This is a genomic window from Ensifer sp. 1H6, assembly GCF_001976035.1.
In the GTDB taxonomy this organism is placed as follows: Bacteria; Pseudomonadota; Alphaproteobacteria; order Rhizobiales; family Rhizobiaceae; genus Ensifer; species Ensifer canadensis.
This window is the reverse complement of the sequence record NZ_MOAI01000024.1, coordinates 36516-52373: the sequence shown is the minus strand read 5'-3', so window position 1 is coordinate 52373 and position 15858 is coordinate 36516. Positions and strand designations below refer to the sequence as shown.

Genomic DNA, 15858 nt, shown 5'->3' with positions numbered 1-15858 from the left:
CAAAAGCCGGAAGCGTCAACGCTTTTTCCGGGAGATATCGGATTGCACGAAACCGGGCCGCCGCCGCCGCAAGCGCCCATGAGGCAACGTCGCGCCATCGCCACCAATCCCTTCCGTTTACCATATCGATCCACTTAAACTTAAGTGGCCTGGGGAAAGATGGCCCGGCTGCATGATGCAGTGCTAAAAAACAAGGCAATGATATGCTTGACCTTTCCGTACTCTCGCCGCTGGTCATCAGCGCTGGCGCCATCTACCTGTTCTTCCGCTGGGTCGTCTTCGACATGAACTCCCACCAATAGAGCGGTTGCGACAGAGCCGGCCCTGCCCGTTCACGGACCAAAGCTCCCTTGATCGCGGCCGAAAGCTCCGCCGACGTCATGCGTTGACCAGCTTAGCCACGAGATCGCCGAGCAACCGTTCCAGTTCCCGGTCACCGTTGGGTTTGCCGACCCGCTGCGTGTCGCGTCATTGACGCGGCCCAGCCCGTCGCTTGCCCGCCTCCGTACACGGGCCGGTCCTCGAACTTCGCCTGGTACCCGGGCGCTGACCGAGCGAGGCGGACCTGATCCAAGCCCTCGCGGCCGTCCACGTGGGCTATCGCCCGATGATCACTGTGCCGGTACGGGCACCGGCACGCCTTTGGGGAATGGCCTGAAGGTCAAGGCGATCAGGAAGGCGCCGAGACCGATGCCCCAGGCACCGATATAGAGCCAGGCGTAGCTGGCGAAGGCGTCATAGATCAGGCCACCGGCCAAGGGTCCGGTCGCCATGCCAAGGCTACCTGCCATGGCCGTGCCGCCAATCACCGTGCCCATCATCCGCTGCGGAAAATTCTCGCGCGCCAGCACCGCATAAAGCGGCATGACACCGGCATAGATGAAGCCGAACAGCACCGCCACCGCATAGAACGCCCCCAGTTCGCTGACGAAGACATAGGCAAGCGCGCCGAACGCCTGGATCAGCAGTCCCAGAACCAGAATGCGCTTGGCTCCGAACCGGTCCCCGAGCAGGCCGAAGGCGACGCGGCCGCCCATGCCCGCGAGCCCTTCGACGCTGTAGATCGAAACGGCAGCTATCATCGGGATGCCGCAGGTGACCGCGTAGCTCACCGTATGGAAGATCGGGCCCGAATGGGTGGCGCAGCAGAAAAAGTTCGTCAGCAGAAGCACGATGAATTGCGGGGACCGGACGGCCTGGCTGACCGACATTGACGATTGCGGCCCGCTATCCATTGCCGAAGCGGTGTTTTCGTCTTCCTGAACCGGCGGGCGGCGCACCAAGAGCGTCGTCGGTATCATCACGGCGGCAACGATGACCGCGATGATCTGCAGCGCCGTTCTCCAATCGTAGATGGAGACGAGCCATGCCGCCAGCGGCGACATGGTCATCGGCGCCATGCCCATGCCGGCAGAAACCAGGGATACCGCCAGGCTGCGATGGGTATCGAACCAGCCGGTGACGCAGGCCATCATCGGCGCAAAGATCGCCGCGGTCGCCGCGCCGACGAGAAGGCCGAAGACGATCTGAAACTCGATGAGCGATGTCGCCCGGCTTGCCAAAAGCAGGCTCCCGGCAAGAATAACCGACCCGATCAGCACGATCATCCGGGCGCCCAGCCGGTCCGAGAGGCTGCCCCAGGCGATGCTTGCCGCCGCCATGGATAGAAAGCCGATGGTCATCGCGCTGGAGACGCCGGTGACGGACCAGCCGGTATCCTGCGAGATCTGCCGAAGAAACACCGGCAGCGAAAACATGGCGCCGATGGCGATGCAGCCCAACAGGCCGCCCGCCGCGACGATCACCCAGCGATATCGGGAATTGTGCATGTGGTATCTCCTCGTACCTCATCTCGACTGCTGTTCTTCAAGCGGCCCGGCTTGCGCCGGCCCGGACGGAAACTCCACGCAAGGCACACACACCGTCCCCTCGGCACAAGGACGCTTCCGGGCTCGGACATCCGACTCGTCGTCGCACTTTTTTTGCGCGAACAGATTTCTGGAGCACAGCCGGCGTGCGGCATCGGGCTCTCGGAGCGAGAAGCCCTGCATCGCCACACGCCTGTTGTGACCGGCGCTCCCCTTCAGGCAGGCAGCCGTTGGTCGTAGTCTTTCATCAGGCGGTTCCAGCCGTCCCAGAAAGGTTGCGGCTCCGTGCCGTTGGCACGAGCAGCCAGAATGTCGAGATGCATGTGCCAGCCGGCACCGAACATCAGCATGGTGGCGCGGTCGGCAATGCTGCGGTGGGTCACGGTCAACAGCACCCTGTTGCCCACCGTCTCCAGCTCGAAGGAAACGTCACCACTACCGGCCCAGCTTATCGAGAGCTTTCTCGGCGGGTCGAGGTCGGTGATCTGGCTCTGCATCCGATGCTCTTCGGGAAAACCGGCCGGGCGCTCGCCGGGCGGGTTGGTGAGTTCGTCGTTGCGCCAGACGAGTTCGACCGGCGCGCCTACCTTCATCTCCATCTGGCCTGACGCCAACCACTGCTGGCGCAGGTCGCTTTCGGTCAGATAGGCCCAGACTCGCTCGATCGGCCCGGGTAGTAGCCGCGTCATCTTCAACGTGTCCGGTTCACTCAGCACGCCATAGGTGTCCAGGGTCGAAAGGTCGTTCATCTGTCGTCTCCTTTTTGGGTTTGTCGGGCTTGGGTTTGTCGGGCCCGGAAAGGCCGGGCGAGGTTCGATCGGGTCGGCTTTGGTCTGGCCACGGCCGGTCGGGCCGTGGTTTTCCGTTGATGGAGACACGCGCTGGCTCAACGCCCTCTCGAGCCTGTCGAGACGGTCGGTCCAGAAGCGTTCTTGGGCATTCGGCAGGTGGTCGGGGTGAAAGACGAACATCATCTCAGGCACCTATAATTCAACCATTTGGTTGAATGTACGCGCGCACTGGCAAATAGTCAACCGTTTGGTTGAATTACGTTTGCGACAGGACGTATGGTTTCCCGAACTTCCCCGTTATTGCGAACAGGTCAGCCGCCGTGGCCTTCAATCAAGGTTGTCGTCCCCGAGATTCCGCGTCCTGAACTGGGATCTTCGTTCAACGCTCCGGAGCGACGAGCCAAGCGCGCGACAAAAGGATGGAAAAGACGGCATGAAGCGCGACGACCGGCCACAGCAGGACGCCGGTCAGCTCACCGGCGACAGCGAGATAGGCAAGATAAAGCGTCACGGCCACATTGTAGGTCAACATGCCGACCAGAGGCGAATGCCGCCAGCAGGCGAGCCCCAATGCGATCAGGGCGATCCCGGCCACGCGAGCAGCCGACGCTCCCGCGCCGGCCAGGGGCTCGCCGAACAACAGTTCCGCCACAAACGACGGGGCGATGAGTAACGCCATCCCCGTGGCCGCCTCGCTGACGGCGGCGAACATCAGGACCGTTTTCATCGAACTCACCAGCATATACCTTTCATTCAACCATGCGCTTCAAGGCTGCCTGAACAGCCTAAGGCTTCGCTGTTGGCTGCTCGCTCAACTTGAAAGTCAACTTGTCGATTTTGCCGGTGAACCTGAAAGGTGGATCGTAGCGATACTCGATCATCGCGACGCCGGAGCGCGTATCCAGGCCAACATCGAAAGATTCGTCTTCCGGAAACGTGATCGGCGTGGTGTGATCCAGCGAATTCCTTACCACTTCCTTGCCATCCACGGTCAAGATACCCGTGCCACCTTGACCCAGCGCTGGGCCGTCCGACTTGAAGTCAAAGACAATGGTGTGCTTGCCGGCATCCAGTGTGGGCCCTTCCCATGTGGTTCGTTTGAGGTCGAGCAGGTTATAGAGGAAGACGACCTTACCGCTCCCGAATCCCAGTTCTCCCTTGCTCAGGAACAGCCCGTAACCGCCGAACCTCCCACCCTCGGTGACGATCATGCCTTCCGCTCCGCCTTCGGGTATCTCGACTTCGGCCGTGATGCCGTAGGACTTGTCCAGTATTTTCGGCGCAGCACTGGCTGGCACACCGCTTAGTTCGCCCGAATAGGTGAATTCCGCCCGTCCCGCCGTCAGGCTCGGACGAGGCGCGTTCCAGCGGGCGAGCGTGGAGTTATCCAGCGGCAAGACGTCGTGTTTTGCTGCCTCCGAATAAAACAGCGCCTGCATTTCCTTAAGCTTGTCTGGCATCTTGGCGGCAAGGTCGTCGAACTGGGTGGGGTCGTCCTTGACGTTGTAGAGCTCCCATTTGTATCCGGAGATCACATCGGGAGGCGTCTTGGCGCTCAGCTCCCACGGCAGGGTCGCTGGCGTCGTCGCCGCCACCCAGCCGTCGTGATAGATGGCGCGATTGCCGAGCATCTCGAAATATTGGGTCTTGCGCGTGGATGGCGCCTCGGCGTTGGCTTTGTCGCAGGTATACATCATGCTCACGCCATCGAAGGGGCGCTGCTGGATGCCGTTGATCGTGTCCGGCGCTGTGATACCGGTCGCCTCAAGGATCGTCGGCACGATGTCGATGAAATGGTGGAACTGCCGGCGGATACCTCCCGCGTCAACAATGTGGCCCGGCCACGACATCGCCATGCCCTGAGCCGTTCCGCCGAAGTGCGACGGCACCTGCTTCATCCATTTGAACGGCGTGCCCATCGCCCACGCCCAACCAGCGGAGAAATGCGGGAACGTGCGGTCCGACCCCCAGAATTCGTACCAGAGATACTGGTCTTTCACCGGGACCGGAACGCCGTTGAACGTCGTGAACTCGTTCGGCGTGCCGTTGACCATGCCTTCGGCGCTCGCACCGTTGTCGCCGCTGATGTAGATGATCAGCGTGTTGTCGCGTTCGCCCAGATCGTCGACCGCCTGGATGACCCTGCCGATCTCATTGTCGGTATAGGCGAGATAGGCTCCATAAACGTCCGCTTGCTTGATGAAGAGCTTCTTCTGCTCAAGATTGAGGGTATCCCATTCCGGCAGTTCCTTCGGCCAAGGCGTCAGCTTGGCATTTTCGGGCATGATGCCCAGCCGTTTCTGGTTGGCAAAGATGGTCTCGCGAAGCTTGTTCCAGCCTCGTCGAAGAGATGCATATCGCCGATCTTCTTAATCCATTCCGGCGTGGGATGGTGCGGCGCGTGGGTGCCGCCGGGCACGTAGTAGACGAGGAACGGCTTGTCTGGCGCGATCTCCTTCAACTGCGTCATGTACTGTATGGCATCGTCGGCCATTGCCGTGGTCAGGTTCCAATCGGGCTTGCCCTCGAACGGGTAGATGGCCGTGGTGTTGCGGAACAGGTTCGGTTGCCACTGGCTCGCGTCGCCCCCGACGAAGCCGTAGAAATATTCGAAGCCCATTCCGCTCGGCCATTGGTCGAACGGGCCCGCCTGGCTTGACTGATAGAAGGGCGTGTTGTGGTTCTTGCCGAACCACGAGGTGGCATAGCCATGGTCCCTGAGAATGGTGCCGATGGTGCCGTTCTCCTTGCGGATGATCGAGTTATAGCCAGGATATCCCGTTGCCATCTCACCAACGACACCGAAGCCGGCGACGTGATGGTTGCGGCCGGTAATCAATGCCGCTCGTGAAGGCGAGCACAGCGATGTGGAGTGGAAGTTCGCGAAACGCAGGCCCTCGTTGGCGATGCGATCGAGAGCAGGCGTCGGGACGACGCCACCAAAGGTGCCGGGCGCACCGAAGCCCACATCGTCCGTCATGATAAGCAGCACGTTGGGAGCGCCCTGCGGCGGCGCGATGCGCGGGGCCCACCAGGGCTGCGACTCCGAGGCCTTTTGATTGATCACGCCGCCGAAGCGCGGATCGGCTTGGGGAAGCTGCTTGCCGTCAATCGTGATCGTGGCGTCCGGAGAACCCGGGAGACCTTTGACCTCCTGCGCCAACCCGGGGATGCAACTCATGGCGAGAAAACCTGCGCCCGCAAGCATGCTGTGACAAATTTTCATGAGGAAAATCTCCCGTGGCTCAGGCACACTTTGAATTCATTATATTAGAGTACGCGCATAAATTGATGCGAGCAATGCACCAGCCATGCGTCGCTGGCAGCGTTCGCGCCTGATCGTCGCAGCCAATGCCGAAACCACTTGTTAAATCCCCCGCGCTAACATGAAGGACCGTTGTGCCGGGGTTGTGCGTTGCTGAACAATGATCTTCATTCCTCGATGCGTGCCGGAGAGCAGGATCGCCGCGACGGCTTGAAGCCCGGCAATCGCTTCCTCGGCCGCGTCGTCGCGTGCAGCGGTTCGCGCGCAACCATTGCTGCCGTCGCGGAAAAGGGCGAAACCTCGCTGACGGAACTCTGGTCGGTCGGCCGGCTGATCTCGATCACGGTCGGAAGAAACCGTGTGGTTGCCCTCGTCTATTCCATGCAGACGGCCAGCAGCGAATGGGGCGAAGACACCGACAACACCTTCCGCATCGAGGTCGAGCTGATGGGAGAAGTCCATGTCGGCCCCGGAGGCCGTGAGGAGTTTTCCGCCGGCATCAGCGTGTATCCCTACCTTGGTGCGGTCGCCCATCGCATTCGCACCGCCGATCTCGCCCGCATCTACGATTCCGGCCAGGACGATTGCTGCATCATCGGCAAGCTGACCCAGGACGAAAGCCTCGACGCGACGATCCATGTGCCGTCGATGCTGGCCAAGCATTTCGCCATCGTCGGCACCACGGGTGTCGGCAAGTCGACCGCCGTGACGCTGCTGCTCAACAAGGCGATTGCCGCCGATCCGAAACTGCGCGTGCTGATCCTCGACCCGCACAACGAATTTGCCGCCGCCTTCCCGGAACTTGCTGTCGTCATCGACCCCGATACGCTTGACCTGCCGTTCTGGTTCTTCCGGCTGGAGGAGTTCGCCGAGGTCATTTTCCGTGGCCGTCCCGCCATCCCCGAAGAACTCGACATCCTGCGCGACGTCATTCCCGACGCCAAGAAAGCCTTCAAGGGCAGCGCCGAGTCCGGCCTCGTGCGCCGCCAGACGGAAAAGAGCTCGATTACCGCCGATACCCCCGTGCCCTATCGCATCGCCGACCTCTTGGCGCTGATCGACGAGCGCATTGGCCGGCTCGAAGGGCGAAACGACAAGCCGCATCTGCGTTCGCTCAAGGTCAGGATCGTCTCGGCGATCAACGACCCGCGCTACCACTTCATGTTCTCGTCGAACACGATCTCCGACACGATCCAGGACACGATCGCCAAGGTCTTCCGCATTCCCGGCGAGGGCCGGCCGATCGCCACCTTCCAACTCGCAGGCATCCCGTCGGAAGTCGTCAATTCCGTCGCCTCGGTGCTTTGCCGCATGGCGTTCGAAATCGGCCTTTGGAGCAGTGGCGGCATCCACATGCTGGTCGTGTGCGAAGAGGCACACCGCTATGTGCCCGCCGACCCGTCGCTCGGCTTCCTGCCGACGCGCCAGGCGATCGCCCGCATCGCCAAGGAAGGCCGAAAATACGGGGTCTCGCTCGGCATCATCACCCAGCGTCCGGGCGAACTCGACCCGACGATCCTGTCGCAGTGCTCGACGGTCTTTGCCATGCGGCTCGCCAACGACCGCGACCAGGAGATCATCCGCTCGGCCATTCCCAACTCGTCGATCTCGACCACCAGTTTCATCTCATCGATTGGCAACGGCGAAGCCATCGCCTTCGGCGAGGCGGTCGCCGTGCCCATGCGAATGCGCTTTACCCGCGTCAACGAGGAGCGGCTGCCCCGCGCCCACGGGATTATCGACCGGGTCGACGAGGACGCGCCGCCGACCGTCGACATCCGCTCGATCGTCAACCGCATGCGGGCGATCACCGGCCCGAACATCTCGAATTTCCAGCAGAGCTATCTGGCGGCCGCCACCACCGACGAGCAGGACGAGCGGCTCTGGGCCGCAGAACTGGGCCCCGAGACCCGCGACGAACCGGCGCCTGCCGGCTTCGACGACGATGACGTAGCGGAGATCGAGCCCTATCGCCCCGACATGCTGCCCCGCGCGCCCGAGCCCGGCAATCCGCAGCTCGAGCGTTTCAACCAGATCCGCCAGCAGCTTCTGACCGAGACACCGGAGCCGGCGGCCGGCTATCGCCCGCCGCCACCGACTGATGCCTATGCTGTCCGCCCCGCCACCGAACCGCGACGCGAAGGCTCGCTGCGCGACAGCCTGCTCAAGCGGCCGCTCGGCAGCATCATCCGCAAACCCTGAGACGCGCAGGTGCGCCTCGGCAGGCTTCGGCTCGCGCCGGCCCCTCAAGGCGTTTTCACCCTCCCCACCGGACATCAGCAGATCGGACAGACTTGTGCGCCCCCGCCGCGTGCGGCAAAAGTGCGCCCGCGTTCGCGCCAGCAAAGGCACGGGCGCGTCAAAGGAGCGGGAACCGCAGGGCCGACCTGGCCGTTCTCCAGTACGGGGCCAAGCCGACATCAAAACAGCGCCGCGGCGTGCGGCCAAAACATTCGACGCAGGAGGCAGACATGGTAGCAGCCGTCACCCCTTTCCTGATGTTCCAAGGCAGCAACAGGGCCGAGACCGCGATGGCGCTCTACGTCTCGCTGTTTCCCGATGCCGAGATCCTGTCGATCGAGCGCTATGGCCCTGGCGAACAGGGTGCCGAAGGCAGCGTCAAGGTGGCAGCCTTCCGCCTTGGCGGCCAGACGGTGAAATGCATCGACAGCCCGGTCAGCCACGCCTTCGATTTCACCCCGTCCTTCTCCTTTTTCATCGATTGCGACAGCGAGGAAGAACTCACTCGTCTTTCCACCGCTCTTGCTGAGGACGGCAAGATACTGATGCCACCGGAGGATTACGGCTTCAGCCGGCGTTTCACCTGGGTCAACGATCGCTTCGGCGTTTCCTGGCAGATCAACCTGCCCTGAACAGCTGGGTCCTTTGCCTGCGTGCGAGCTCACAAGAGCTTGGGCGGCAGCAGATACAGCGTCATGGCGAAGATCACATAGACCATGAGCATCAGCACGCCTACGAACCACGCGGCCCGGCCGCTGGTCGTGACGATGAAGGCCGTCATGGTGGAGAGCAGCACCATGGTGACCGCACCCGGCCAGAACTGCAGGTCCATCGGCGTCGGCCCGATGACGTAGCTCAAAAGCACGAGAACGGGAGCAACGAAAAGGGCAATCTGGGCAGCACTACCGAGCGCAATGCCGACGCTCAGGTCCAGCCGGTTTTTGCGAGCGCCGGAAAATGCCGACGCCATTTCGGCCGCCGCCCCCACCAGTGCCACGACGATAAACCCGACGAATGCCGGCGTCATTCCGAACGTCTCGGCCGCCTGCTGCACCGATTCCACGAAGACTTCGCTGACTAGGGCGACCATGACCGTCACGGCGGCCAACGTCGCAAGCGCAACACTCAACGGCCAGGGAGCATCGTCCGAGGTGGCAGCATGCTCGACGCTGCCGAAGAATTCGCGATGGCTTTTCAGGGAGAAGAACAAGCCCAACCCGTATGCGATGATCAGAACGATCGCCAGACCGAAGCTCAACTCCTGCATGAAGTCCGGTGCCGCTGCGAGACTATCGGCCTCGGCCATTGCCGACGGAACGATAAGGGCGATCGTTGCCAGGAAAAGCATGCTCGTCTGCAGGCGGGCGCCGACGCGATTGTAGTCCTGAACGTGGTATTTCAGGCCGCCGAGCAGGAATGAAGCGCCCAGCATGAAAAGCGTGTTGCAGACGATGGCGCCGGCCAATGAGGCCTTCACCAGCGTGTACTGACCAAGCCGCAAGGCGGCCAGCGCAATGATAAGCTCGGTCAGATTGCCGAGTGTTGCGTTGAGAAGGCTGCCGACCGTGTCGCCCGTCCTGGCGGCGACGGCTTCGGTGGCATGGCTCAACAAAGTTGCCAACGGAATGATCGCCAAGACCGAAAGCAGGAAAAGCAGCGTGTGCGCATCGGGTGCGGCACTATGCGCCACCAGCACCAACGGCCCCAGGACCAGGAGCCAGAGGAGCGGAGTGTGCCGAATTTCGTGCCAAAGCTGGCTCATGAGCCCCCCAAATGCATCGAGGCTTCTCGACCGGAATGCGGCCGGCGACAGCAAACAAGGCTCAGTCTGGCGAATCTCGCCCGTTGCTATCATCGGCCGTAGTCCTCAGCGCCTGGACACTGACGGCTGCCACGAGGCCGGTGAGCACAATCCCCGTAAGACCGATAAGCAAGGCCAGCACGCGCGAAGACAAGTGGCTCGGCACCAGATCGCCGTAGCCGATGGTAAGACCGGTCACGAAGGTGAAATACAGCGTGTCCATCATCCGCCATTCCTCTATTCGCCCGATCAACAGGCCGCACCCGAGCATGATGCCAAGCATGCCGGACAGGATTGGCCAGACAACGCCAAGCTGGCGATAGAACTCGATGAAGAAGATCCGTCTTGTGCGCTTAGTACCCATCGGACCCTGCCCGAGAAACGAAAGCCGCCATCCCCATGATGGCCGCCTGAAAGACATTTCCAGATAATGCCGACGACCAGATTACCCCTGCAGTCCAGATTACAATTTAGGGTGATCTAATGTGGAGAAATGTCAACTCTGTAACGGTAACGAGGTAGGTCGGCTGCCATCGAGCGGATTTTGCGGTTCCCCGACATGGATCCGAAGCTGCGGGCGATGTTCCAGAAAGTGACCAAAGGCGCTCTGTCAGGCAAAGCGGGTGAAAAAGCCGTGGAAGAGTTCAAGATCAACGGCCAGTACGTCGATACGCCGACGATCAACGGTGCACCGGGTGTTGTCGGTATTCCGTTCTTCGATAGCTACGTCGAGAAGGCCGCCGTTGGCTTCCTGACGACGCATCCAAATCCGACAAGCCATTCTTTATCAGCGTCAACTTCATGAAGGTGCACCAGCCGAACCTGCCTGCACCGGAGTTCGAGCATAAGTCGATGTCGAAATCGAAGTATGCCGACAGCATCGTGGAACTGGACACCCGCATTGGCCGCATCATGGACAAACTCCATGAAACCGGCTTGGACAGAAATACCCTCGTGTTCTACACCACCGATAACGGCGCCTGGCAGGACGTGTACCCCGACGCCGGTTACACGCCATTCCGCGGCACCAAAGGTACCGTTCGCGAAGGCGGCAATCGCGTTCCCGCCATCGCTGTCTGGCCGGGCAAGGTCAAGCCAAACAGCAAGAACCACGATATCGTCGGCGGGCTTGATCTGATGGCGACTTTCGCCTCCGTCGCCGGCGTCGCCCTGCCGGATAAGGACCGCGAGGGCCAGCCGACCATCTTCGACAGCTATGACATGTCGCCGATCCTGCTCGGTACGGGCAAGTCGGAACGCACGTCCTGGTTCTACTTCACCGAGAACGAACTTTCGCCCGGCGCTGCCCGCGTCGGCAATTACAAGGCGGTGTTCAATTTGCGCGGCGACGACGGTCAGTCGACGGGAGGACTGGCGGTCGATTCGAACCTTGGCTGGAAGGGCGCATCCAAATATGTCGCAACGGTCCCGCAGGTCTTCGATCTTTGGCAGGACCCGCAGGAGCGCTACGACATCTTCATGAACAACTACACGGAGCGCACCTGGACGATGGTCACCATCGGCGACGCGATCAAACAGCTGATGGAAACCTATGTAAAGTATCCGCCGCGCAAGCTGCAGAGCGCGAGCTACTCCGGTCCGATCGAGATCTCGAAATACCAACAATTCCAGTGGCTACGCGATGAGTTGTCAAAGGACGGTTTTAGTATCCCGATGCCAACAGGCAACTGATCACCTATCCCGAAGGTGGTCGCCCGCATAGCCGCGCCGTCGACCGCGGCGCGTCTTGACGACGACACTTCCGCACCAAACGACAAAGCCGCCGAGAATGGCGGCTTTGTCCTGCAAGTCTGAATTTTACACATCGTTATCCGGTGGTGCGATCGCCCGCCGGAACTCAAATAGCCTCGGCAGCATTCTCGATGCGCTGCCAGCTGTCGTCGAGCTGGTTGCGAAACCAGGTCATCTGCCGCTTGGCATATTGCCGGGTTGCGGCGGCGCCGGTCTCGATCACCTCGGCCTCATCGATCTCGCCGCGCAGGAGCGCGGCAATCTGGCTGACGCCGATCGCCTTCATCACGGGCATGGCCGGATCGAGGTTCAGCGCCAAGAGCGCACGCACCTCGTCGATCGCCCCACCGGAGAGCATCATACCGAAGCGGCGGTTGATGCGATCGTGCAGCACCTTGCGATCCGGCAGCACGACAAGCTTTCGCGCCCGTTGCGGATCGATGATCTCAGGGCCGCTCTTCTGCTGGTAGAGGCGGATCGACTGGCCGGTCGCCTCCACCACTTCGAGCGCGCGCACGATACGCTGGCCGTCGCCGGGCTTCAGCGTCTCTGCCGTCTGCGGGTCGCGCGCGGCAAGCTCGGCATGCAGCCCATCCGGCCCCTCTTGCATCAGCCGCTCGCGCAGCCGCTCGCGAATGGCGGCCGGAATTTCGGGCATGTCGGCAAGCCCGCCGGTCAACGCCTTGAAGTAGAGCCCGGTGCCGCCGACGAAGACCGGCAACCGGCCGGTCTTGCGCAGCGTGGCGACGAGCGCTTGCGCCTCGCGCAGCCACGCCCCGGTCGAATAGGCCTGACCGGCAGGCATATGGCCGTAGAGACGGTGTTCGACGCCACCCATATCGGCCTCGTCAGGGCGCGCGGTCAGCACCCGCAAAGTGTCATAGACCTGCATGCTGTCGGCGTTGATGACCACGCCGTCATGCCGGCGCGCCAATTCGACCGCAAGCGCGGACTTGCCGCTGGCGGTCGGCCCGGTTATCAGGATCGCGTCCGTATCGGTTTCAAGGTTGTTGTCCATGGCTCTCGTTGCCACGCTTATCGCCAATCCGTCAAATCCTGTTCTGACGCCAGCGCTCGCGGAAGCCGCCGCTGACGCCGTTAGGGCATCCGGTCTCTACTGGCTCGCCGACGGCGTCGCCTGCGACCTGGCGCTCACCGACGGCACGGACCCCTTTGCCGCCGAGGCGGCGCTGCGCGGCGCGCTGAACGGAACGCCTGTCGATGTCGCCGTCCAGGACGCCGACACCAGGCGCAAGAAGCTTCTGATCGCCGACATGGACTCCACCATGATCGGCCAGGAATGCATCGACGAACTTGCCGCCGAAGTCGGCCTCAAGGACAAGGTTGCCGCCATCACCGCCCGCGCCATGAACGGCGAGATCGCCTTCGAGCCGGCGCTGATCGAGCGCGTCGCGCTGCTGAAGGGCCTGCCTTCGAGCGTCGTAGGCGATGTCATCGCCAGGCGCATCACGCTGACGCCGGGCGGCCCTGAGCTGATCGCCACGATGAAGGCGAAGGGCTACTACACCGCCCTCATCTCCGGCGGCTTCACCGTGTTTACCGGCCCGGTCGCCGACATGCTCGGCTTCCAGGAAAACCGCGCCAATACGCTGATCGAGAAGGACGGCACGCTGACCGGCGAGGTCGCCGAACCGATCCTCGGCAAACAGGCCAAGGTCGATGCGCTCATCGACATTGCCGGCCGCCTCGGCATTTCGACCGACGAGGCGCTTGCCGTCGGCGACGGCGCCAACGATCTCGGCATGCTGCAGCTCGCCGGCACCGGCGTTGCGCTGCACGCCAAGCCCGTGGTCGCCGAACAGGCGAAGGTCCGCATCGACCATGGCGACCTCACGGCCCTTCTCTATCTGCAGGGCTATCGAAAGACCGATTTCGTCAGATGATCGTTTCCGAGACCGAACGCCTGCGCATCCGCGCCTGGAAGGAGGCCGACCGCGATCTCTTCTTCGAGATCAACAATGATGCCGAGGTGATGGCGTTCTTCCCCCATCGCCGCAACCGGGAGGAAACCGACGCGCTGTTCGACCGCGTCGGCCAGGGCATCGCCGAAACGGGGCTCGGCTTCTTCGCTGTCGCGCTGAAAAAAGACGACCGGCCGATCGGCTTCTGCGGCCTCGCCTATACCGACCTCGAGCCCCACCTGCCGAAAGGCACCGTCGAGATCGGCTGGCGGCTCGCCGCCCCCTTCTGGGGCAAGGGCTATATCACCGAGGCAGCGTCCGACCTCCTGCGCTACGGCTTCGACGAAAAAGGCCTTCGCGAAATCGTCTCCTTCGCCGTCCCCGACAACACCCGCTCGACGGCGGTGATGGCGCGCCTTGGAATGCACCGCGACCCCGCACGCGACTTCAACCACCCGCGCATCCCCGCCGACAAACCGCAGCTCGTTCGCCACGTGCTCTACGCAATCACCCGGGCGGAATGGCAGGCACAGCGGGCGAAGGACGTGGCGTGAAAGCGCCGCGGCGCCGGTAAACGGCGGCTTGCGGGTTCATCCGTCAGCCGCTTGCAGTTCATGACGCTGCGCTTGCCCCTCACTGTCCTGCCGGACATCTCTCCCCGCCAGCGGGGAGAGATGCGCAAGCCGAACCCTCTTCGCCAATCCGCAACGTTTGCGCGTTGTCAGTCCGGTCACATCCGAGCCTGCTCCCCGCAGGCGGCGAGAAGGTGCCAGCAGGCGGATGAGGGGCGACCCACCCGGAACATCTCGCAACGCCATCCGAGACGTCACCCCCCGCGCCCTGCCCCCGGATAACTCCGTTCGACCCAAGTGACGAACGCCTGCGCCGCCTCTGACAAAGCGTCGAACCGCCGCGCCACGAGAAAGAAGGCGCCATAGGGCACCGAGACATCGAACGGCTGCAGCAGGCGCCCGGCCGCAAGCTCGTCGCGCACATGGTCGCGATCGACCAACCCGACGCCGTTGCCGCGCAACGCCGCCTGCAGCACCATGGCGCCATCGGTAAAGATCGCGCCCCGCTCGATGCGAACCGGTCCCGCCCCGGCAGCAGTGAACCATTGCTGCCATGCTTCGCGATTGTCCTCGTGCAGGAGCGCATGCTGCATGAGATCGACAGGCATCAACAAGGGCCTGCCGGACCGGGCAAGCTCCGGCGCGATCACCGGGATCATCTCCACCTGCGCAAGCCGTCGCGCCTCGACGCGCGGCCAGGAGGAGAGCTTCAAGCTGTGACGCATGGCGATATCAGCGTCCCCGCTGCGAAACTCCACAAGCCGCGGGTCGGCGTCGATCAACAGGTCGATCTCGGGATGCTCGCTCTGGAACTCCGCCAGATGCGGAACCAGCCAGCAGCCGGTAAGGGACGGTTCGGCACTGACCCTCAGCGTATGGCCAGGCTTGTGCCCGGAGAGCGCCTCCAGGCTGTCTCCCACCATGTCGAAGGCGGAGGTCAGCACCGAAAGCAGCGACCGGCCCTCGACCGTCAGGCTGACGCTGCGGTGGCGCCGCTCAAACAGCGGCCGGCCGATGAGGTTTTCCAGCTCGCGGATCTGTCGGCTGATTGCGGCTTGGGAAACGAAAAGCTCGCCGGCAGCCAGCGTGAAGCTTTCGAGCCGGCCCGCACCCTCGAAACTCCGCAACGCTGTCAGGGGCAGACGGCCGCGCTTCATGCATAACCTCAAGTCATCCGAAGACAACTGTAAACTCGTTTGAGCCTTTGCGACAAGTGCGTTGAAATGAGGAACCAGAAAGGAGGATCCGGCCATGTACGCCATCCTCGAGACCCTGATCGACGCGCTGCGCCTGATGACCTTTCAGCCCCTGCGGCACGACATACACCGCACCCGACCGGAACGGACCGCCAGCCACGGCGTGCCCTGCGCCAAAGACTGAGGGGGGGGGCCGCCGCACCGCTTTCCCCAACGGCGCTGCAGGCGGTACCTCCAAGACAGCGGCCACCGCCCGTCACCACAGTGCCGGACGTAAGACAGGACCTACCAAACATGCAGCAATTCAAAGTGCGACAGCGACCTTTGCGCGTCCAATAAGACGCGCGACGCTGTAGATCGCCCGAAGCGCCACCGCATAATACTGAGCTTCGACCGCTGCCGGTTCAAGGAAGACACCGCCTTGAATCGAAATCTCAGGGATCGGAATCA

At 62.6% G+C, this 15858-nt stretch carries 12 protein-coding genes and 2 pseudogenes; 6 read left to right on the top strand and 8 right to left on the bottom strand.

The window, feature by feature from the left end:
- Positions 1-611: 611 nt before the first annotated feature.
- The 4 genes and pseudogenes from BKP54_RS24600 to BKP54_RS24585 form a co-directional block, all read right to left on the bottom strand.
- Positions 612-1829, bottom strand: coding sequence for an MFS transporter (locus tag BKP54_RS24600; RefSeq protein WP_084815050.1), 1218 nt, complete (start codon positions 1827-1829; stop codon positions 612-614).
- 254 nt (positions 1830-2083) lie between these two features.
- Positions 2084-2617, bottom strand: a complete 534-nt coding sequence (locus BKP54_RS24595) for an SRPBCC family protein (protein ID WP_025427656.1) — start codon at positions 2615-2617, stop codon at positions 2084-2086.
- A 421-nt stretch (positions 2618-3038) separates the two neighbouring features.
- The gene (locus BKP54_RS24590; protein ID WP_025427657.1) at positions 3039-3386 is read right to left on the bottom strand and encodes a hypothetical protein; all 348 of its coding nucleotides are present in this window, start codon (positions 3384-3386) and stop codon (positions 3039-3041) included.
- A gap of 58 nt (positions 3387-3444) precedes the next feature.
- Positions 3445-5885, bottom strand: a pseudogene (locus BKP54_RS24585) (arylsulfatase).
- 216 nt (positions 5886-6101) lie between these two features.
- On the opposite strand from BKP54_RS24585, the gene BKP54_RS24580 reads away from it, so the two are divergent.
- Both BKP54_RS24580 and BKP54_RS24575 read left to right on the top strand, forming a co-directional pair.
- Entirely contained in the window at positions 6102-8126 is a 2025-nt protein-coding gene (locus BKP54_RS24580) for an ATP-binding protein (RefSeq protein ID WP_162174744.1), read from the top strand.
- Between the two features lie 269 nt (positions 8127-8395).
- Entirely contained in the window at positions 8396-8797 is a 402-nt protein-coding gene (locus BKP54_RS24575) for a VOC family protein (RefSeq protein ID WP_025427660.1), read from the top strand.
- Between the two features lie 29 nt (positions 8798-8826).
- Here the strand turns inward: BKP54_RS24575 and cax are convergent, their stop codons facing one another.
- Positions 8827-9927, bottom strand: coding sequence for a calcium/proton exchanger (cax, locus tag BKP54_RS24570; RefSeq protein WP_057211147.1), 1101 nt, complete (start codon positions 9925-9927; stop codon positions 8827-8829).
- A gap of 61 nt (positions 9928-9988) precedes the next feature.
- Complete coding sequence (locus BKP54_RS24565) at positions 9989-10330, bottom strand: potassium channel family protein (RefSeq protein WP_025427662.1); 342 nt, start codon at positions 10328-10330, stop codon at positions 9989-9991.
- Between the two features lie 186 nt (positions 10331-10516).
- Between BKP54_RS24565 and BKP54_RS24560 the strand changes: the two are divergent.
- Positions 10517-11658 (top strand): annotated as a pseudogene (locus BKP54_RS24560) (sulfatase-like hydrolase/transferase); the annotation flags it as partial.
- Between the two features lie 166 nt (positions 11659-11824).
- Here the strand turns inward: BKP54_RS24560 and miaA are convergent.
- A complete protein-coding gene (gene miaA, locus BKP54_RS24555; protein WP_025427664.1) occupies positions 11825-12736 on the bottom strand; it encodes a tRNA (adenosine(37)-N6)-dimethylallyltransferase MiaA in 912 nt (303 codons plus the stop codon).
- Here miaA and serB point away from each other — a divergent pair.
- Together serB and BKP54_RS24545 are read left to right on the top strand one after the other, a co-directional pair.
- Positions 12735-13622, top strand: coding sequence for a phosphoserine phosphatase SerB (gene serB, locus BKP54_RS24550; RefSeq protein ID WP_025427665.1), 888 nt, complete (start codon positions 12735-12737; stop codon positions 13620-13622). The genes miaA and serB overlap by 2 nt on opposite strands.
- Positions 13619-14194, top strand: coding sequence for a GNAT family N-acetyltransferase (locus BKP54_RS24545; protein WP_025427666.1), 576 nt, complete (start codon positions 13619-13621; stop codon positions 14192-14194). Before serB ends, BKP54_RS24545 begins: the two co-directional genes overlap by 4 nt.
- A gap of 272 nt (positions 14195-14466) precedes the next feature.
- Here the strand turns inward: BKP54_RS24545 and BKP54_RS24540 are convergent, their stop codons facing one another.
- The gene (locus BKP54_RS24540) at positions 14467-15369 is read right to left on the bottom strand and encodes a LysR substrate-binding domain-containing protein (protein WP_084815049.1); all 903 of its coding nucleotides are present in this window, start codon (positions 15367-15369) and stop codon (positions 14467-14469) included.
- Positions 15370-15463: 94 nt separating this feature from the next.
- Here BKP54_RS24540 and BKP54_RS37160 point away from each other — a divergent pair, with 94 nt between their 5' ends.
- Positions 15464-15592, top strand: a complete 129-nt coding sequence (locus BKP54_RS37160; protein ID WP_255569857.1) for a hypothetical protein — start codon at positions 15464-15466, stop codon at positions 15590-15592.
- Positions 15593-15858 lie beyond the last annotated feature (266 nt).